The sequence below is a fragment of the Amphritea pacifica genome, from assembly GCF_016924145.1.
In the GTDB taxonomy this organism is placed as follows: domain Bacteria; phylum Pseudomonadota; class Gammaproteobacteria; order Pseudomonadales; family Balneatricaceae; genus Amphritea; species Amphritea pacifica.
Genome location: NZ_JAFFZO010000007.1, coordinates 130,892 through 149,889, shown reverse-complemented (window position 1 = coordinate 149,889; position 18,998 = coordinate 130,892). Strand labels below are relative to the sequence as shown.

Annotated in this window: 16 protein-coding genes and 1 pseudogene; 8 read left to right on the top strand and 9 right to left on the bottom strand. The window is 48.0% G+C overall.

Going from position 1 to position 18,998, the window contains the following annotated elements:
- On the top strand, window positions 1–188 hold a 188-nt coding region (locus tag JW499_RS05520; RefSeq protein WP_205209666.1), incomplete at its 5' end, for a hypothetical protein.
- Window positions 189–599: 411 nt separating this feature from the next.
- Here the strand turns inward: JW499_RS05520 and JW499_RS05515 are convergent.
- On the bottom strand, window positions 600–848 hold the full coding sequence (locus JW499_RS05515) for a sel1 repeat family protein (protein WP_205209665.1): 249 nt from the start codon (window positions 846–848) through the stop codon (window positions 600–602).
- A gap of 58 nt (window positions 849–906) precedes the next feature.
- Between JW499_RS05515 and JW499_RS05510 the strand changes: the two genes are divergently transcribed.
- From JW499_RS05510 to JW499_RS05500, 3 genes and pseudogenes are all read left to right on the top strand, one after another.
- Window positions 907–1,878: a transposase gene (locus JW499_RS05510; RefSeq protein ID WP_205209664.1), complete on the top strand. Its 972-nt coding sequence runs from the start codon at window positions 907–909 to the stop codon at window positions 1,876–1,878.
- 193 nt (window positions 1,879–2,071) lie between these two features.
- A complete protein-coding gene (locus JW499_RS05505; RefSeq protein ID WP_205209663.1) occupies window positions 2,072–2,392 on the top strand; it encodes a hypothetical protein in 321 nt (106 codons plus the stop codon).
- 229 nt (window positions 2,393–2,621) lie between these two features.
- Window positions 2,622–2,930, top strand: a pseudogene (locus tag JW499_RS05500) (IS4 family transposase); the annotation flags it as partial.
- A 72-nt stretch (window positions 2,931–3,002) separates the two neighbouring features.
- On the opposite strand, the gene JW499_RS05495 reads toward JW499_RS05500, so the two are convergent.
- The 5 genes from JW499_RS05495 to JW499_RS05475 form a co-directional block, all read right to left on the bottom strand.
- Window positions 3,003–3,476, bottom strand: a complete 474-nt coding sequence (locus JW499_RS05495) for a hypothetical protein (RefSeq protein WP_205209662.1) — start codon at window positions 3,474–3,476, stop codon at window positions 3,003–3,005.
- 2 nt (window positions 3,477–3,478) lie between these two features.
- Window positions 3,479–6,388, bottom strand: a complete 2,910-nt coding sequence (locus tag JW499_RS05490; protein ID WP_205209661.1) for an RHS repeat domain-containing protein — start codon at window positions 6,386–6,388, stop codon at window positions 3,479–3,481.
- A gap of 26 nt (window positions 6,389–6,414) precedes the next feature.
- A complete protein-coding gene (locus JW499_RS05485) occupies window positions 6,415–7,962 on the bottom strand; it encodes a hypothetical protein (protein WP_205209660.1) in 1,548 nt (515 codons plus the stop codon).
- A 31-nt stretch (window positions 7,963–7,993) separates the two neighbouring features.
- Window positions 7,994–8,935 carry an RHS repeat protein gene (locus JW499_RS05480; protein ID WP_205209659.1) on the bottom strand — a complete coding sequence of 314 codons (942 nt, stop codon included), beginning with the start codon at window positions 8,933–8,935 and terminating at the stop codon, window positions 7,994–7,996.
- 563 nt (window positions 8,936–9,498) lie between these two features.
- The gene (locus JW499_RS05475) at window positions 9,499–11,289 is read right to left on the bottom strand and encodes an RHS repeat protein (protein ID WP_205209658.1); all 1,791 of its coding nucleotides are present in this window, start codon (window positions 11,287–11,289) and stop codon (window positions 9,499–9,501) included.
- Window positions 11,290–11,857: 568 nt separating this feature from the next.
- Here JW499_RS05475 and JW499_RS05470 point away from each other — a divergent pair.
- A complete protein-coding gene (locus JW499_RS05470) occupies window positions 11,858–12,676 on the top strand; it encodes a pyrroline-5-carboxylate reductase family protein (RefSeq protein WP_205209657.1) in 819 nt (272 codons plus the stop codon).
- A 75-nt stretch (window positions 12,677–12,751) separates the two neighbouring features.
- Window positions 12,752–13,030, top strand: coding sequence for a DksA/TraR family C4-type zinc finger protein (locus JW499_RS05465; protein WP_205209656.1), 279 nt, complete (start codon window positions 12,752–12,754; stop codon window positions 13,028–13,030).
- 85 nt (window positions 13,031–13,115) lie between these two features.
- On the opposite strand, the gene JW499_RS05460 is transcribed toward JW499_RS05465, so the two are convergent.
- Window positions 13,116–15,164: an oxidoreductase gene (locus JW499_RS05460; protein WP_205209655.1), complete on the bottom strand. Its 2,049-nt coding sequence runs from the start codon at window positions 15,162–15,164 to the stop codon at window positions 13,116–13,118.
- Between the two features lie 285 nt (window positions 15,165–15,449).
- Here JW499_RS05460 and JW499_RS05455 point away from each other — a divergent pair, with 285 nt between their 5' ends.
- Complete coding sequence (locus JW499_RS05455) at window positions 15,450–16,106, top strand: TetR/AcrR family transcriptional regulator (RefSeq protein ID WP_205209654.1); 657 nt, start codon at window positions 15,450–15,452, stop codon at window positions 16,104–16,106.
- A gap of 17 nt (window positions 16,107–16,123) precedes the next feature.
- Here the strand turns inward: JW499_RS05455 and JW499_RS05450 are convergent, their stop codons facing one another.
- Entirely contained in the window at window positions 16,124–16,699 is a 576-nt protein-coding gene (locus JW499_RS05450; RefSeq protein ID WP_205209653.1) for a TetR/AcrR family transcriptional regulator, read from the bottom strand.
- A gap of 91 nt (window positions 16,700–16,790) precedes the next feature.
- On the opposite strand from JW499_RS05450, the gene JW499_RS05445 reads away from it, so the two are divergent.
- The gene (locus tag JW499_RS05445; protein WP_205209652.1) at window positions 16,791–17,192 is read left to right on the top strand and encodes an MAPEG family protein; all 402 of its coding nucleotides are present in this window, start codon (window positions 16,791–16,793) and stop codon (window positions 17,190–17,192) included.
- 130 nt (window positions 17,193–17,322) lie between these two features.
- On the opposite strand, the gene JW499_RS05440 is transcribed toward JW499_RS05445, so the two are convergent.
- On the bottom strand, window positions 17,323–18,939 hold the full coding sequence (locus JW499_RS05440) for a methyl-accepting chemotaxis protein (protein WP_205209651.1): 1,617 nt from the start codon (window positions 18,937–18,939) through the stop codon (window positions 17,323–17,325).
- Window positions 18,940–18,998: the final 59 nt, after the last annotated feature.

Here is an 18,998-nt window from a genome sequence, read left to right as displayed (position 1 = left end):
CGGATACCCCGCCGATACTCGCCAGGCTCGGGATTGATACCGATCACTGGTTGCAACTGATGCGACCGCAAGGCATACATATCGCCACCGTTATCGGCCATAGCACGCGTATTGAAGACTACCTGAAACGGCACCAGCAGCGGCATATTGCAGGAGCAACCCAGCTGAAACGACTCTTACAATTGTAATCTATTCCAACTATTCAGACAGACAAGCAGCCTGCTCATAGGCGATGGAATACTTTTGTTTGTCAGGCATGGATATTCAGGATACAGCTCTCTATAACGTCAGATTAATAATAAAGCGATTATCTTGCTCAGATATAGTAGGAATAAATGGCCCTGATTTTTTTGATTTAAAATATGCCTGTCCCAGAATATGCAGAATATGCCCCAATCGATATATGCTTCCAGCAAAGACACAAGTCGGGCTGTAGGCGCTGGCCCAGAATGCCAACCGTGCTGGCCTAGTGTGACAATCGAAACCGGAAAGGCCTGACAGCGCTGTTGGTCAAAATGGCAACTTGCACAAGGAAAAACCCAGCGCGGTGGCTGGGTCTTTTAGTGAGAGGGTTTAAAATAAATCTGTCCTTTGTGTTATTAGAGTAGCTTCTTAGCTTCTTCAATTTCGGCAGAAGTCATTTGATTTAATAACCTATTCAAAGCCTCCTTTGACGATAATAAATCACCATCATCTTCGCTGTTCTTAATCGCAAGGCTATACCAATAGTAGGCTTTAAATAAGTCTTTGGGAACTTCAGTTCCTTCTTCAAAAGCTAATCCAATGTTTTGTTGAGCTAAGCAATATCCTCCTTCTGCTGATTTACGTAGTATATAAGGGACAGGCATATTCTAAAAGCCTGATCTATACTGCTGATACCTCAAACAAGGATGTTAAGGAAATCATATGACCCGTGCCCGAAATCAGATTATTTCTACCGCAGACACTCCCTATTACCACTGTATCGCCCGCTGTGTTCGGCGGGCGTTTTTGTGTGGCGAAGACTCATTAACCGGACAGAGTTATGAACACCGTCGTCAATGGGTAATTGACCGCCTTAAAACGCTGCAAGCCGTGTTCTGTATAGAACTGTGCGCCTACGCCGTGATGTCCAACCACTACCATCTGGTGTTATCCATCGACGAGACCCGTGTGGCCGATTTAACACTCGATGAGGTCATTGAGCGCTGGTGTGTGCTGTATAAAGGCCCACTATTGGTGCAACGCTACCGGGCGGGAGAGGCATTAGGCATCGCCGAACGGCAAACCGTCTCAGAAATAGCTGAGACCTGGCGCGCACGGTTAGCCGATATCAGTTGGTTTATGCGCAGTCTGAATGAATATATCGCCCGTAGAGCCAACCAGGAGGATAGCTGTCGGGGGCATTTCTGGGAAGCACGTTTTAAAAGTCAGGCCTTGCTGGACGAGCAGGCACTACTGAGCTGCATGGCGTATGTTGACCTGAACCCGATACGAGCAGGCATCGCCGAGACGCCCGAGCAATCGGCATTTACCTCAGTCAAACAGCGGATAGAAACCCCGCAGGAGCAAGATGCCACCGCGTTAACACTCAAACGCTTTGATCCCCGGCAGGCTGAAACAGCGGCGATCAGCTATGAACTGCATGACTATCTGGAGTTGGTTGATTATACCGGGCGGGCGGTTCATCCCACCAAGCGGGGTTATATTGCAGCGGATACTCCGCCGATACTCGTCAGACTGGGGATTGATACCGATCACTGGTTGCAACTGATGCGACCGCAAGGCATACATATCGCCACCGTTATCGGCCATAGCACGCGTATTGAAGGCTACCTGAAACGGCACCAGCAGCGGCATATTGCAGGAGCAACCCAGCTGAAACGACTCTTACAATAGTAATCTATTCCAACTATTCAGACAGACAAGCAACCTACTCATAGGCGATGGAACACGTTTGTTTGTCAGGCATGGATATTCAGGATACAGCTCGCTATAACGTCAGAATACAAATAAAGCGATTATCTTGCCCAGATATAGTAGGAATAAATGGCCCTGATTTTTTTGATTTAAAATATGCCTGTCCCAGAATATGCCGTTAACACTCAAACGCTTTGATCCCCGGCAGGCTGAAACAGCGGCGATCAGCTATGAACTGCATGACTATCTGGAGTTGGTTGATTATACCGGGCGGGCGATTCATCCCACCAAGCGGGGTTATATTACAGCGGATACCCCACCGATACTCGTCAGACTGGGGATTGATACCGATCACTGGTTGCAACTGATGCGACCGCAAGGCATACATATCGCCACCGTTATCGGCCATAGCACGCGTATTGAAGACTACCTGAAGCGGCACCAACAACGGCATATCGCCGGAGCAACCCAGCTGAAACGACTTTTACAATAGCAATCTATACCAACTATTCAGACAGACAAGCAACCTGCTCATAGGCGATGGAATACGTTTGTTTGTCAGGCATGGATATTCAGGATACAGCTCGCTATAACGTCAGAATACAAATAAAGCGATTATCTTGCCCAGATATAGTAGGAATAAATGGCCCTGATTTTTTTGATTTAAAATATGCCTGTCCCAGAATATGCCAGAATATGAGAATATGTCCCAGAATATGCTCCAGGAAGTATGGGGGCTGTTATTGACGTATAACGTTATAAGAAGAGAAGCCAGTCAGGCCGCGGTTGCGTTTGGTCGCCTGCCTTCAGAGATAAGATTTAAGCCGGTGTGTCAGTATATTGCGGTGCAGTTAATCGTGATGGCTGCGGCAAATCCTGTTTCGGGTACAGGGCGAAGACTGGGAGAATTAAGGTCGGGGATTGGAAATTTATTCTTAGAGAAGAGGCGTCCGAGGCCGACAACGCCTCGAACGGTCAAAATGTCAAAAACCCGATATCCGGTGGATCGCAATGTTGCTCCTCTTAAGTGAACAGCATTGAGCGCAATGACTGGGTCTTTCAGTGAGAGGACTTAAAATAACTTGCTCCCATCGTTTACTTTTTTATATTTCTGGTTTTAGCCATATGGCTATTAAATTCCCATCATGGTCAAGTACAGCTTTGTGCATGGTACAAAACTCTATTACCAAACGATCTTTGGAGTTAGGGTTTCCTAGACATATCCAATCAGAATTATTGTCTTTAGTAACTATCCATCCAGAAGGTTCTGTCAGGCGCTTTGAAACATGCTGATTTTCTAGTGCGGAATAATTCTTACAATCAATGTAAAGCTTTCCTTCGAAAGACTCAGGAATAGTCAAATTTGCAAATTTCCAATTAGATTTGGGAAAGTATCCATCCGCGAACATGACCGAATTGTCATCATCAACAGCCAGCTCAAGGTCATTTATCAATAATGATGAATACCCATACTTTCCATCTGATGAATGGAAAATCAGTGCATCATCTGACTTTGAATAGACGAGCCTTCCTTTATTCGTTGGCTGACTGCTCTCTGCTCGAAAAATCATATCCATTCCTAATTCGTGAAATTAAAATGTTGTACAGACCCATTTGGGCTGATAAGTAATTCCCATGTTCCAGGGCTGTTTCTAAAGCTTCCGGGTACATCCCATCGCAGTCCTGATCCTCCTTGAGGGTCTGGCCTACCCGAACCACTATTCATAATCTCTCGGATTAGAAGGGATGAGTTTAAATACGGCCTTCTAGGGCGACCATCTCTTGTGATTTCTTGGCTATGTCGCTGGTTGGTCCCGGACAGACGATAAGGAGGTCTAGGATTAGAAGCGCCATTTCCGCAATAACCAGCAGTCTGTGCATTGGTTAAGTACTGCTCTAAGTCTCGAATGTCACTCTGATTATACCGTCCTTGAGGCCCTGAAGGTCTGGCTGTTCTGTAACGAAAAGAGGGATCTATACGCCTAATCTGTTGAGCCAGTGTATTCACTCTGAGGTTTGTTATAGCTTGTCCAGGAGGGGGGGGCCAAGCACCAAATCGAGAGTTGTTTCTTAAGCCCCTCAGACCTTCAGGATCAGAGAATATTAATGGATTCCCCCCAACATACCCATAAGTATTCAGCCCACCGTCAAGCCCAATCGGATCACTCTCAATGTACCGCCCCGTATTCGGATCGTAATTCCTATAGTAGTTATAAAATAAGCCACTTTCCGTATCATAATACTGACCCGGGAACCTGATTTTGATCAGGGTGTTAATTGAATCGCCATCCGGATTATTATCGACTGGCCCCCGACCAAACGCATCCGCGTCTGAACGCCAGACTATCGCTTGTTCATCATTGCTGGCAAGCCGGGGAGTATTTAAGTGATCACTGTGTATGTAAGCCAGTTGCCTGATATGCCCATCACCATTTTGATTATATCGGACTTCGATAAATGCCAGTGGTAGCTGATCCAGCCAGAGATAATGGTTTACCGCGATAAGGCGTGTGTCGCTATACCAGGCTTCACTCAGGAGTTGACCATTGGGTGAATAGGTAAATAAAGTATACTGCTGCGCTACGAAGCTCGGGGGACGTTTTTTAAGAATGCGTTCACCCCTGGCGTTATAGAAGTATTCTGCCTGGGTGACGTTGTTGACTTTAAACTCACTGTAACGATTATTCTGGTTATAGAGATAGAACTGATCCGCTTTGATGCCACTGGTAATGTTTCCGTTTTCCGTATGTACAACCGTTCCACCAATATAATGTGTTGCTAACCGGTTACTCTCTTCTGAAAAGGTTGACCAGGCATGGCCGACCTTGATGCTGCCATCGGTCTGCTCTATATCAATAAGGCGATCAAGCCGGTTGCCTACTTCATCATAAATATATTGCTCCCGGCCTAAAACACTCTCTTCACTGGTCAATCGGTTAAGGGCGTCATATTCAAAAGGCGCGTCTGATCCGTTTGTTGTTTGCGTGATGATATTGCCTACCGGATCATATACGTAGTCCAGGGTGGTCAGAGTACTGGTATCTTGTTGAATAAGGCGGCCATCCTGATCGAAAACCCGGGTCAGTACTAAACCGTTCCCCCAGGTGAGTGCCTCGACGTCGCCAAACGGCTGGTAAGTGATATTGCTGGCAACGACCTGATCCGGAGTCGTGCCAAAATGGTAGCTGACATCGGTCACCTGGCCCGCAGGGTTCCGTTGGTAGTTGACAGAAAGGCCTGAAGGGTAAGTCAGTGTTGTCAGCTTATCGGCTAAATCCCATTGATAGCTCACACTGCTGTCGGACTGATGCTCTGCATACGCCGTATGGCGGCTTTGCTCAATCAGGTTCCCCCGGTCATCGTAAGTATAGTAATCTCCACCGGTCTGATCAGTCGAATGCGTTAGCTGGCCAATCCCTGTATGTGCTATTTGCCCTGCAGGTGTTCCAACCGGTGCTTCATCGTATATGTATGCGATATCCTGAGTAGGGTCGGCGGGAAAGTGCTTCAGCGTCAACCGGTTCAGGGCGTCATAGCTGTATTGACTAATGACACCCCGGGCATCGGTTGATTCAATGATGTTACCGGCTTCATCATAACGGTACGTGGTGATACCCGTATCCGGACTGTTGCGTTGAGTCAGGCGGTTATACTCATCGTACTGGTAGGTGGTCGTCAGGTTACGGGGATCAGTGACCGAGGTGAGGTTATCATACTGATCATAGGTTAGTTGGGTAACCTGGTTATAGGCATCTGTCTGACTGACCAGTCGCTGCAACGCATCGAAAGCCTGACCGCTTGAGTTCAGATTGGCATCGGTGGTTTGTGTCAGGTTGGAGTTAACATCGTACTGCAGGGCGGTGGTCTGCGATTGTGCCCCCACCTGTTTTAGCAGCCGCCCCATCTCATCATAGACATGACTGAGGGTGGTGCTGATCTGGCCATCCGCTGCCCGCACCTGTTCCTGGGTGCGATTACCCATGTTATCCAGAGTGTATTCGATCCGCTCCCCCAACTGATTCTCGACCGCTATTAAACGGCGGGCATCATCATATTCGTAACTGATCCAGCTGCCATCCGCGAGAGTCACTTTTGTCAGCAGACCAACAAGATCGTACTCATACGAGGTTGTGATGTCACCCGCACTACTGTGCAGTGTCTGGGTGAGTAAGCGGCCCATCCCATCGTAGCTCAGGGAACTACTGACTCCACGAGCATCAGTGACTTGTTGCGGTAAACCATAGGCGTTGTAATTACTCAGCGTTGATGCGTGCCCCAGCGCATTCACCACCCGGATCAATCGACCACGGCTATCATATTCAAACTGAGTGAGGTCTGAGACATCGGTACGAGGGCCATCTACCTGACTGACTAAACCCAGGCTATTGTATTCATAGGCCCACTGTATGCTGGCCTGAGTCGTGGATACTGACAGCAAGCCAATGCTTAAGGCTGCAGCCAGAGGGAGGTGCTTTAAGGGCATTTTCATAAGTATTATTCCTTGTCGCATTCGACTTACTGGAGGGAATCCTGTGTGGTATCGGTCAGTTGATTCGTACTGTTATAGCTGAAGCGGGTGCGCTGGCTACCTTGCACCCGCTCTAACAGCAATGGCTTAGTGCTATCCCAGACCTGGGTTGTTATCCGTTCCTGCGGCGACCCTTCCGCTTCTGCAATCAGGGTTATCAACCCCCGGTCGTTATATTCATAGCGGGTAGTGTTACCAGCCCAGTCGGTTTTGGTTTCCAGCAGGCCGGAGGGATAGTAGGTATAGGCTTTGTTCGAACCCACGCAGTTAGCGGTGGCATGGCCCTCGATCAGGGTTGGCCGTTTAAGACCTTCAATCTCGCTAAAGTGGTAGGTGGTCTGCTTACCCAGCTCGTTGGTAACGGTGGTTGAGCCATCAGTATTAAACACCAGTTCGACATGTTCTTGTCCCGCGTGTTCACTCATAATTCCACGCCCCTGATCATCATAAGCCCAGCTGGCAAAGCGTTTGCCATCGGGGCCGGTGATGCCCGTAAGATGATTCGGAAAGCGGGTATCTTCGTAGTGATACTGAGTGGTATTGCCCTCGTTATCTGTCCGGCTGAGCAGCCGGCCTTCGGCATCAAAATTAAAGCTGTGGTTAACTTCATTATTCAGCTGGGCAGAGCTGAGATGACCATTGTCGCCATAGCTTAATAGGAGAATATCGCCCAGGTGGTTTTGTATTACGGTGGTATGCTGAGTGAGAACCTTCGTCTCGCCGAATAAGGTAAATATGCTATCTGGCTTAAAATAACTGAGAGATGTTGTTTCACCTGATAAGTTTACTAAGGAGTATAACCGTCCTGTTTGATCGTAGCGCTCAATTACACCGTTAGGACGGCGCAACTCCCAGCGAGGGGAGGCTCCGCTACCTAAATCTGTAACTCGGTAAAAAATATCAGAATCGCTGAGCCATTCGCCATTATTTAAGCTAAAGATTAAACCTTTACCGCTAGGTGTCAGTAAATTTGCTTTATCGTTATTGATTATAAAGCTGGACTGAAAGCTATGGCGCCATTCTTGAGCAATACTGTTGTAATGTAATTCCAGTGGTATCACTGAACTCAAAATAGTTTCAAGCTGATATTTATTCCCTCCCCCTATACTTATTGGGTTACCGGCTTTACAGGAAGCTTCACCTTGCTCTTTTTCCGCACCATTCAGGGGAGGGGAGTAGAATACCACCATTGAATCTGATGCAGAGCAACCGCCCACACTACCGGATACACGTAGATGATTTCTTCCCTTGCTGAGGGGCGCACTTGCTTGTCCTGATTGCAGGAACTGGACGATACTTGTGAACTTCCCACTGTACTGAAAGAATACTTGACCGTTAACTGTGGCAGTTACTGATCCATAGTCACCACTATCAGCGTCGCCTGAACCGGTACCAGTAACAGTAATTGAAGCTTTTTGTGAAGTGCTTCCCGAGGCGGGAGAAGTAAAACTGAGGGAACATGCACTAGCTAAACCGGGTATCAAGCATATCGTTGCAGTGAATAGCGGCAGACTTTTAAACAGTTTATTTAACATTGTTCAATTCATCCTTGAGCGTTCTAGGTTATTAACGGGTTTCTAATATCGTACTTTTTAGCTGGTTCAGTTGATTATAGCTGAAGCGGGTACGCTGACTTCCCTGCACCCGCTCTAACAGCAATGGCTTAGTGCTATCCCAGATCTGGGTTGTTATCCGTTTCTGCGGTGACCCTTCCGCTTCCGCAATCAGGGTTATCAACCCCCGGTCGTTATATTCATAGCGGGTAGTGTTACCAGCCCAGTCGGTTTTGGTTTCCAGCAGGCCGGAAGGGTAGTAGGTATAGGCTTTGTTCGAACCCACGCAGTTAGCGGTGGCATGGCCCTCGATCAGGGTTGGCCGTTTCAGACCTTCAATCTCGGTAAAGTGATAGGTAGTTTGTTTGCCCAACTCGTTAGTGACTGTGGTTGTGCCATCGGTGTTAAACACCAGCTCGACATGCTCTTGTCCCGCGTGTTCACTCATAATCCCACGCCCCTGATCATCATAAGCCCAGCTGGCAAAGCGTTTGCCGTCTGGCCCGGTGATGCCCGTAAGATGATTCGGAAAGCGGGTATCTTCGTAGTGGTACTGAGTGGTGTTGCCCTCGTTATCTGTCCGGCTGAGCAGCCGGCCTTCGGCATCAAAATTAAAGCTGTGGTTAACTTCATTATTCAGCTGGGCTGCGCTGAGATTTCCGTTAGCGTCATAGCTAAGAACTAAGGTATCACCCAGATGATTGGTGACCGTAGTTGTTGAATCGGAGTAACTCAGCGTGGTTGTATCACCTGATAACGAAGTGATTGAGAGGAGTTGGCCAGCTTCATTGTATAATTCGGTATCGCCTTCAGGAGTTACAACCTGCCAGCGAGGTGACGTGCCTGTCCCCAAATCTGTGCTCAAATCTGTGAGTTGATAAAAGATATCGCCATCACTGGTCCACTGACCGTTAAGCAGGGTAAAAGGTAAGCCTTTTCCATCAGGCTGGACCAATAATGCAGAGCCATCCAGAACAATAACTTTTTGAGTGTAGTTATCGCTCCAATGGTAATCATCACTATTGTAACTGAGGGCTAATGGAAGCGAGTGTAAAAAAACATTTTCTAATTGGTATTTATTTCCACTGCTAATCGATATTGGATTTCCTGTTACACATGGATCTTCACCTTTTTCACGCTCGGGGTTGCAATTTACTTTGTCCCCATGTGTTATACCATAACACTGCCCACCGCTAACTTCAGGTTGGCACCAGTGAGATTGAACCCATGATAGTCCTGCTTGTGTGACTATATGAGGCGGGACCGTATACTCTCCACACCACTTTTTAGGAAGAATACTCATGCAGTAAGCATATTCCGCTTGCCAAGCCCTGTAGTTAGATAATGCAGCTTCTAATGCTTGTTGAACTGAAGGGCAAGATGATGCATGGATCGGTGATACCATTAGCACCGAACAGAAAAGCAGAAAGGCATTAACGCAAAACTTGGATTGTAAAAGTAAGCCAAAAAAATTCCTTTTCATAATTAACCCTTGTTTTGATACATATAATTAATATTTTACTGCACTAATTCTTGAGTGGTTTCTATAAGCCGGTTAGTACTGTTATAGCTGAAGCGAGTGCGCTGAATGCCTTGCACCCGTTCTAACAGCAATGGCTTAATGCTATACCAGATCTGGGTTGTTATCCGTTCCTGCGGCGACCCTTCCGCTTCAGCAATCAGGGTTATCAACCCCCGGTCGTTATATTCATAGCGGGTAGTGTTACCAGCCCAGTCGGTTTTGGTTTTCAGCAGGCCGGAAGGGTAGTAGGTATAGGCTTTGTTCGACCCGACACAGTTAGCGGTGGCATGGCCCTCGATCAGGGTTGGCCGTTTCAGACCTTCAATCTCGCTAAAGTGGTAGGTGGTCTGCTTACCCAGCTCGTTGGTAACGGTGGTTGAGCCATTAGTGTTAAACACCAGTTCGACATGCTCTTGTCCTGCGTGTTCACTCATAATTCCACGCCCCTGATCATCATAAGCCCAACTGGCAAAGCGTTTGCCATCGGGGCCGGTGATGCCTGTAAGGTGATTCGGAAAGCGGGTATCTTCGTAGTGATATTGAGTGGTATTGCCCTCGTTATCCGTCCGGCTGAGCAGCCGGCCTTTGGCATCAAAATTAAAGCTGTGGTTAACCTCATTATTCAGCAGGGCTGCGCTGAGATTTCCATTAGCATCATAGGTGAGTACTAAGGTATCACCCAGGTGGTTGGTGACTGTAGTTGTTGAATCGGAGTAACTCAGAGTAGTTGTATCACCTGATATCGAAGTAATTGAGAGGAGTTGGCCTGCCTCATTATAAAGCTCGGTATTGCCTTCGGGAGTTATAATCTGCCACCGAGGTGAATTACCGGACCCCAGATCTGTGAGTTGATAAAAAATATCGGCATCACTGGTCCAATGACCGTTAAGCAGGGAAAAAGTTAAACCTTTGCCGCCAGGCCGAATTAATAGCGATTTGCCAATGTTGAAATGATTAATTTTGGGCTGGAAATTATGCTCCCATAAATCAATGCTGCTGTTATAGCTAAGACTTAGAGTGATCGGTGCTACATAGATAGAAACTGATTGGAATTTATTTCCAGTTGCGATATTTATTGGATTACCAATCCTGCACGATGGTTTACCATCCTGTTTGGTTTTTTGTGCCGGAAAATAACATGCACTGAGCAGCCTGTTAACTGAGTAGCCTTTTTTTTGCTCTTCAGAACAATCGGGATCATATTGATTCGCTTTTAAAAAACCATTAATGATCGTTAATTTACAGTTACTATCCTGTGGGTAAGAGAGTTTTGGCGGTTTGATCGATATATCGTTTTCATCGAATAAAAATAACTGATAGTTGTACCATTCACCCCAACCAAGCTTATAGTAGTATTCATTTTTATAGAAATGTGTCGTATGCGTTAAGCAAATACCCATTACCCCACCGGGGCCACTTTCACTATATAAATTTGTAGCTAGCTTTTTACCTTTGCTTTCAGCAAACGCTTTTGCGCGGAGTTGAAGGCTGTACTTGTTGAAATCTGTCATGCAGGCACTGCCATTTTTCACCCCCATACTCGTAAACCATACCTTACCAGGATGGTAATCATTAGGGGTTGCATAATCACTCCAGCCATCAGGAACCGGTCCCCAGCCATCTTCTCCCTCGACGATTGAAACTGAAGCATTACCTCCGATACATTGTTCCAACTGAGACGCTTGTTCAGTCGTTAATGGTGCTGCAGTTGCAGTTGAGATACAGGAAAGAAAAAATAATAAAGCCGGGGCAATGCGCAATCGCGTATAGGAAGAACTCAGTTCCATGAGTGTACGTCCTTGTGTAGGTCAGTGTTCCGTTCAATTTGCCTACAATATATCTGGCGAAAGCTGGCTGAGCAAGAAAGTAGCTTTAAATAGTGGTGAAACACTCAACTCAGAGCCACGGATGAGAAGATTGAGGAATAATACAACGTCGCGCTTTTCATGGTCCGTTCACCCCAATTAATTGATTGTTTTTCCAAATGTAAAATGCCTGATTATATGTTTTAGCTTGATTATAAACTTAGTTTTTCTGTGAAGCAGATGTAAACTGAGCTATCGCACACACGCCTGATAAGCAAAAGGAATCCTCAAATGAGGATCCCTTTAGGATTAAGAACAGTAATGCCCTAAGAGCTGCTTTTTTATTTCATTCTAAATGACATTTAACACAGCCCTTTTGCAAACGCCTTTTTAATCCTTCTGTTTTAAATTCCTCTGTTTTACCCGGTCGCTATGCGGCAGATATCGGTCGTAAAGACAGGAAACTCTCCGTGCGGATGCGCTAGAATGGTGGTTATGTTTTTACGGCTGCATCAGCCTCGTTGTGTGAATTTATGGAGCCTGTGTCGACATGATCTCAGAACTTTGTATCGGTATTATTGGCGGCACTGGCCAGCTTGGCGCGGCTATCGCTCATGGGTTACTTCGCAGCGGGCTTGTTGCATCTGAGAAACTGTGGATCTCCAGCCGTTCAAATAACCGTACCGGCTTTGAATCAGTGCAATCAAAAGCAGCGATACAGTTTACCTCCTGTAATCAGGACCTGATCGACCACTGTGACATTGTGATTATCGCGGTACCGCCTGCATTGTCAGCGACGCTGGATATCAGGGTAGAGTCTCATCACGGGTTGCTAATATCTGTGGCTGCGGGGGTTACCATTGAGCAGCTTCAGCATCGCACCGGGGCTGAACGGGTGATCCGGGCGATGTCCAATCCCGCGGCGGAAAAAGGGCTGGCTTACTCTCCCTGGTGTGCCAGTCGTGGCGTGACGGCTGAGGATCGTGAAGCGACGCAGGCGCTGTTTAACGCGATTGGTCAGACAGATGAGGTTGCCAGTGAGGATCAGATCGATCAGTTCACTGCGCTGATCGGCCCGGTACCGGGGTTTGTCGCCTATTATGCGGATTGCATGGTGAATTATGCCGTTAAAACCGGTATCGATCCGGCCATAGCCGAACGGGCGGTACGGCAGCTTTTTCATGCCAGTGGGGTTGTCATGGCCACGGCAGAGGCTTCGCCAGCAGAGCAGGTTAAGGCTATGATTGACTATGCGGGCACCACCGCGGCGGGGTTAAATGCGATGCAGGCCTCACCGCTGGCCGATGCTATCGCAGAGGGGCTGGATGCTGCTTACAAGAAGTCACAGATTATATCGTCTGTTGATTGATAAGCAGATCAGGGGCTTTCTCAAGTCAGAATCTTTCTAAAATCAGAATTTTGCAAAAAAGGTTGAGGAGTTGATATGGCCGGTGGCTGGGCGCGTGATGGCGCCGTTCAGGATCAGATTGATGCCAGTGTTGAAGATGCTGTCGCGCTGGCGCGCAGCCGTTTAAATACGGGCTCCAGTGCGGCGGAAAGCTTAACTCACTGTGAAGAATGCGATCAGCCTATTCCGGAGAAACGGCGACAGGCGGTTCCCGGTATTCGCCTCTGTATTAAATGCCAGGCAGAACTGGAAAAACAGCAGGTCAGTTCGGCTGGCATCAATCGCCGTGGTAGTAAAGACAGCCAGCTCAGATAGTTAGTCTGTATTCCTTAAACACAATCCGGGCAGGCTGAACATATCACTGTAAAACCTGCCCAACTTTTAATCGTTTCTAATCGTTTCAGAGATCTTTTACCAGTCGTAAGGCATCATAGATCGCCGCATGGGTATTGCGCGCCGATATCGCATCACCGATACGGAACAGGCGGAATTTACCCGCGCTGTTTTTTTCCAGGGTCTGAGGCATGCCCGCAATCAGCTGATCGTAGTTCACTTCACCCTGGTTAATAGAGTGGGGCTTGAGGTCGAAGTACAGATCATCCAACGGCAGGGTGCCGTGGTTGACGACTACCTGATCGATGCGGCGGCTCTGAGTGAAATCGCGGCTGCCGTCATCGTAGTCGCTGCCGACTGTCGCCACCAGTTCATTGCCGTCGCGGGCCACCGAGTGCAGCCGGTAGGTGACGGTGAAGGTGACCTCCTGTTGCTGCAGGGCACGCATATAGGGTACCAGGTTCATCGCCATCACCTCGGGAGCAAAGCTGCGATCCGGTGTCATAATCTCGACTCTGGCACCGCTATTGGCGATGACTTCGGCGGCCTGCAGCGCTGCGTGATCACCGGCATCATCGTACAGCAGTACATTGGTGCCGGGTTTGACACTGCGGGAAATTATATCCCAGGTTGAAACCACCAGTTCATTGCCACTTTGAAGCACCTCAGTATCCGGCAGACCACCGGTGGCGATAATCACTTCATCGGGATCTTCCGCTAGTACCGTGTCGGCTTCGGCATAGGTATTGAAGTGGAATTTCACTCCCATCGATTCACACTGCTGCATGCGCCAGTCGATGATGCTGATCATCTCATGGCGACGTGGGCTTTGAGAGGTTAGCAGAATCTGCCCGCCGGCATCACTGGCGGCTTCAAATACGACCACCTCATGGCCCCGTTCTGCGGCAACCCGGGCGGCTTCCAGACCTCCGGGGCCGGCCCCGACAATAACAATTTTTTTCCGTTGTGTTGCTTTCGCAATCTCGTGAGGCATGCTAAGTTCACGACCGGTGGCCGCGTTATGGATACAGAAAGCAGCACCGCCCTGATAGATGCGGTCAAGGCAGTAGTTGGCACCGACGCAGGGGCGGATGCTGTCCTCTTTGCCGGCGATGATCTTACGCACTATATGGGGGTCGGTCATATGTGCCCGGGTCATGCCCACCATATCGACCTTGCCGCTGGCGATGGCATAACGGGCGGTGGCAACATCCGGAATCTTCGCAGCGTGGAAGACCGGGAAGTCGGTTGCTGAGCGGATCTCGCCGGCGAAATCCAGATGGGGAGAGTTACGCATCCCCTGAATCGGGATCACATCAGTTAGCCCTGCATCGGTGTCGATGTGACCACGCACGACGTTGAGAAAGTCGACCATGCCACAGTCTTTCAGGCGTTGCGAGATGGACAGACCATCCGCAGCGTTCAGACCGCCCGGCAGCATCTCATCACCGGTATAGCGCAGACCAACAATAAATTCATTACCTACCCGCTGGCGGATCGATTTCAGCAGATCAAAGGTAAATCTTAGACGGTTATCCAGATCGCCCCCGTAAGGGCCATCCAGCGTATTGGTCAGGGGAGACCAGAACTGATCCATCAGATGGCCATACGCCTGCAGTTCGATACCATCGAGGCCTGCCGCAACCATCCGTTCAGCCGCGTCGGTGTAATCTCTGATAATGCGATCGATATCCCAGTCTTCGATCTTTTTCGGGAACGCTTTATGAGAGGGTTCACGGTGATGGGAGGGGGAGACTGCCGGCAACCACTCGCCTTTATCCCAGCGGGTGCGGCGCCCCAGATGGGTCAGTTGAATCATCACTGCGGTGCCATGTTCATGACACTCGTCGGTCAGATCTTTCATCCAGGGCACAATCTCATCTTTATACACCAGCAGGTTATCGAAGACCGGTGGACTATCCAGCGATACCGCTGCAGAGCCGGCCGTCATTGTCAGCGCGACCCCCGCTTTGGCCCGCTCCACGTGATAGGCACGATAGCGTTCAGTGGGCATCCCGTTTTCTGAGTAGGCCGGCTCGTGAGAGGTGATCATTATGCGGTTACGCAGCTGCAGATGCTTGAGTTGATAGGGTTGCAGTAGTGGATCGTTGGACATTTCAGCCTCTCCGGATAAGTTTTTTGTAGATAAACTCACTACATATAAGTCTCTAGAGATAAGTTCTCTACACTCTGTTTTGCTAAAAAATAGACATAATGTACATTTATGTCAATAAATTGTTCATCGATGTTTTTTCACTCTGTATCAGGTAAACTGCTAAAGTCCTGTTACCTGAACCCGGCAATACCGCCGGTAGGTTTACTTAGCTTCGACACTTATGTACATTTTGACTGTCCGGCCAATCTATCCGATTCCGCAGAGCAGAAGGAACAACCCTAACCTATGAGTAGTGCACCTGATAAAACCAATGCCGAAACATCCGCAGGCAGTGGCTGGCGTGGTTCGGCAGATCTCTGGTTGCAGGCCGCCTATGATACTGTGGTTGAGACCGGGGTTGATGCTGTGCGTATTCAACCACTGGCTAAAAAGCTGAAGCTATCCCGCACCAGCTTTTACTGGTTTTTTAAAGATCGGGACGAACTGTTGAATGCCCTGTTGCAAAAGTGGCGGGATAAGAACAGTGGTAATCTGGTGGCGCAGTCGCAGGCCTATGCCGAGACCATTGCTGAAGCGATCCTGAATGTATTTGATTGCTGGCTGAATCAGGATCTGTTTGATTCTCAGTTTGAGTTCGCTGTTCGCAGCTGGGCATTGCAGTCGGCAGAGGTTGCCGAGCAGATCGGTCTGGCGGATGAAGCGCGTCTGGAAGCGTTACGGCAGATGTTTATCCGTTTTGGCTATGAACCGCTCAAAGCCGATGTTCGCGCGCGTACTATCTATCTGACGCAGATCGGTTATATTTCGATGAAATCTGACGAAGATATCTCCACCCGATTACAGCGGATCTCAGACTATGTCGAGATCTTTACCGGGCAGACACCGGAACCGCGTGAGCTGGAACGCTTCTATGCGCGGCATAAACAGGCAGGGGATGACTGAATATCGGGGTATGGGCTTTATATCCCCCCTAACATCAACCGCGCTTGCTGTCGGCAGGATGATAAAATCTGCTGCACCTGTTGTTGATCCCCAAGGGTTCTCGAAACCGCTACCGCCCCGATGATCATTGATGTAAGTGAGAAAATATCCTGGGCGTTTTTTACCGTATCTCTGCCGGCATAGTCCAGAATCAACTGATTCATTCTGGTATATCCCCGGGCATAGGTTTTATGGGTCTCTTTATCCCGGGAAACGATATCGGTTGCCAGAAAAGCTAAAGGGCAGGGCCTTTCCCCATTCACATGTTCAAGACTCAGATAGCCATCCAGCAGCACGCTCAGCCACTCCCGGGATGATAGTCCTTCAGGCTTTATATCGGCCAGTTTGCTGGTTGATGCGGCAAACTTCAGCGCTTCTTTATACAACTCTGATTTACTTCTGAAATGTCCGTAAAAGGCTCCACGGGTCAATGAGCAGTCCTGCATCACCCGGTCTATCGTCACGTTGTCAAAGCCTTTGGTTGAAAATAACCGGTAAGCGCTTTGCAGAATTTTTTCTCTGCTGTTTTGTTTATGTTCGCTTGAATAGGGCATCACGATTTCTCAAAGATATCTGAATATGATCTTTATCATATTTAAATTGTTGTTAGCATCAAGAGTTATTCAATCAGGAGGATTAGAAATCATGGTCTATGCAATCGCGGCGGTAACGTTGTTAACAATCTTAATCGGAGTGCTGGCGGTCAGAGCGAGATTATCCTGCGTCCGCAGTGGCGAGGTTCCGGCAGGCTATTTTAAACTGATGCAGGGTGAAGCCCTGCCTGAGCGGATGATTAAAACCGGCCGGTGTTACAACAACATGTTTGAGGTTCCCTGCCTTTTTTATGTGGTTGGCACGCTGTATATCGTATCAGGGGTGGAGAACACGGCGGGGCTTATACTTGCCTGGGCGTTTGTTTTTTTCCGGTCTGCACAGGCCTGGGTTCATCTGACCCGTAATAACGTCCGCTATCGTATGTACCTGTATGGTGGCGGAATTTTATGTGTACTGCTGCTATGGATTAATTTACTGATTGAAAGAGCATAGATAAGCCTGAAGGCGTCAGGTGTCTGTTGTTACTTTAAACCGCTCTTTATCACTTTCTGCGGCGAGAACTAACTAAATAGTAAAACAGAGTTTTAACCCATGCTGTCGTCAGGCTTTTCTACGCGTACTATTAGCTTTTGAATTGACCTAACGTGCTTTGTAAATCGATGGCCATACGAGATAATTCATTACTGGCTATTGAGGTTTGCTCCGCCCCCTTTGCTGTATGAACAGACATATCTCTTATCGCTACGATGTTGCGATTGATTTCCTCTGAAACGGCGCTCTGCTCTTCAGCGGAACTGGCTATTTGTGTGCTCATATCATTTATCCTGGATACTGATGCCGAGATGGCGATAAGTGATTCACCTGCCTTGGTTACTTGCTTCACGGCTATATTTGTCTGTTCATAACTTTTTTCAATAGCATCGACAGCCGTTTGCGAGCCCGACTGGATCTTTTCAATCATCTGATTAATCTCTTGAGTGGCGAGCTGTGTCCGGCTTGCAAGCGTTCTTACTTCATCAGCAACAACGGCAAAACCTCGTCCTTGCTCTCCCGCACGGGCTGCCTCAATCGCTGCGTTTAATGCTAATAGGTTGGTCTGCTCTGCGATACTCTTAATTACATCCAGTACCTCAGATATTTCACTACTATTCTGCGCAAGCTCCTTGATACTGATCGCTGCCCCTTCAACCTGTCTCTCCAGCACCTGAATCTGATCAATGGATTTATTAACTACCTGATTACCAGAGAGGGTTTCATCTTTAGCTTCACTTGCAGAATTGGCCGTGTAGGCAATGTTATTTGCCACCTCCTGAACCGTCGCTGTCATTTCCGTCATTGCAGCAGCGACCTGATCGGTTTCAGCTTGCTGCCGTTGAACATTTCTATTGGTTTCCATTGTGATTGCGGACATCTCTTCCGCTGCTGTTGAAAGTTGGGTTGTTGTACTGGTTATATGAGAAATCATCTCCAGTAGGTGGGACCGCATTGCTTCCATTGCAGCGGTAAGGGCTCCAATCTCATCGTTGTTTTCCACCGCTAGTCTGACGGTTAAGTCGCCGCTAGCGATGGTTTTCGATGCCTCTACCAGTTTAGAGAGAGACCGGGTTATTTTGACGCTAACCATCCCTGAGATACTTGTCATTAATAGAATGCCTGCCAGAATGATGATCAGCACTGTATTCTCAGATGCCGCAGCGGTATCACTACCTGCTTGTTGTACTTTTGTTGTATCACTTTCAATTAATTCAGTCAGAACTTCCATCTCTTTCGCCAAAGAGTCATAGGCACTATTAAATTTTCCAATATGCTTAATAGCTGATTCCTGGTCGTTAGCGGCCATATCGATAATGCTTCCAGCCGTCGCGATGTAATCTTTTAAGGCGGGCATAACGTTATTTAAAGCAGCACGCACTTCAGCGTCGGTTAAGAGTTTCTGGTTTTCAGTCAACATCTCAATAAAGGTAGATGAGTGTTCTTTGAAGTTCTCATTAATTACCTGTATTTCTTTTGAATTGCCTGTCTTAGCCGCTACGATTGCGGACATTGCATCAGAGCTTAATGCATCATGCATCATGTCCGCGGTCAGATGGTTCTTCAGTATTGTTGAGTTAACAACAATCATATTCATCGAATTGTTTAACTGTGTCATGCTCCAGTAACCGACCCCACCAGCAATAGAGAGCAAGAGAATACTTAACACCCCGAGCCCAAATAACCTTAACTTTATCGTCATATTCATGGTTGCATATCCTTATTTTTGTTTTTAGGCAGATGATAATAATCAATGTGGGCTGAGCG

Coding starts and splice junctions, on each gene's coding strand:
- JW499_RS05450 (WP_205209653.1), bottom strand. CDS start 16,699: ATGCCCTATTCAAGCGAACATAAACAAAACAGCAGAGAAAAAATTCTG.
- JW499_RS05510 (WP_205209664.1), top strand. CDS start 907: ATGACCCGTGCCCGAAATCAGATTATTTCTACCGCAGACACTCCCTAT.
- JW499_RS05485 (WP_205209660.1), bottom strand. CDS start 7,962: ATGTTAAATAAACTGTTTAAAAGTCTGCCGCTATTCACTGCAACGATA.
- JW499_RS05455 (WP_205209654.1), top strand. CDS start 15,450: ATGAGTAGTGCACCTGATAAAACCAATGCCGAAACATCCGCAGGCAGT.
- JW499_RS05475 (WP_205209658.1), bottom strand. CDS start 11,289: ATGGAACTGAGTTCTTCCTATACGCGATTGCGCATTGCCCCGGCTTTA.
- JW499_RS05470 (WP_205209657.1), top strand. CDS start 11,858: ATGATCTCAGAACTTTGTATCGGTATTATTGGCGGCACTGGCCAGCTT.
- JW499_RS05505 (WP_205209663.1), top strand. CDS start 2,072: ATGCCGTTAACACTCAAACGCTTTGATCCCCGGCAGGCTGAAACAGCG.
- JW499_RS05460 (WP_205209655.1), bottom strand. CDS start 15,164: ATGTCCAACGATCCACTACTGCAACCCTATCAACTCAAGCATCTGCAG.
- JW499_RS05515 (WP_205209665.1), bottom strand. CDS start 848: ATGCCTGTCCCTTATATACTACGTAAATCAGCAGAAGGAGGATATTGC.
- JW499_RS05495 (WP_205209662.1), bottom strand. CDS start 3,476: ATGGATATGATTTTTCGAGCAGAGAGCAGTCAGCCAACGAATAAAGGA.
- JW499_RS05490 (WP_205209661.1), bottom strand. CDS start 6,388: ATGAAAATGCCCTTAAAGCACCTCCCTCTGGCTGCAGCCTTAAGCATT.
- JW499_RS05440 (WP_205209651.1), bottom strand. CDS start 18,939: ATGAATATGACGATAAAGTTAAGGTTATTTGGGCTCGGGGTGTTAAGT.
- JW499_RS05445 (WP_205209652.1), top strand. CDS start 16,791: ATGGTCTATGCAATCGCGGCGGTAACGTTGTTAACAATCTTAATCGGA.
- JW499_RS05465 (WP_205209656.1), top strand. CDS start 12,752: ATGGCCGGTGGCTGGGCGCGTGATGGCGCCGTTCAGGATCAGATTGAT.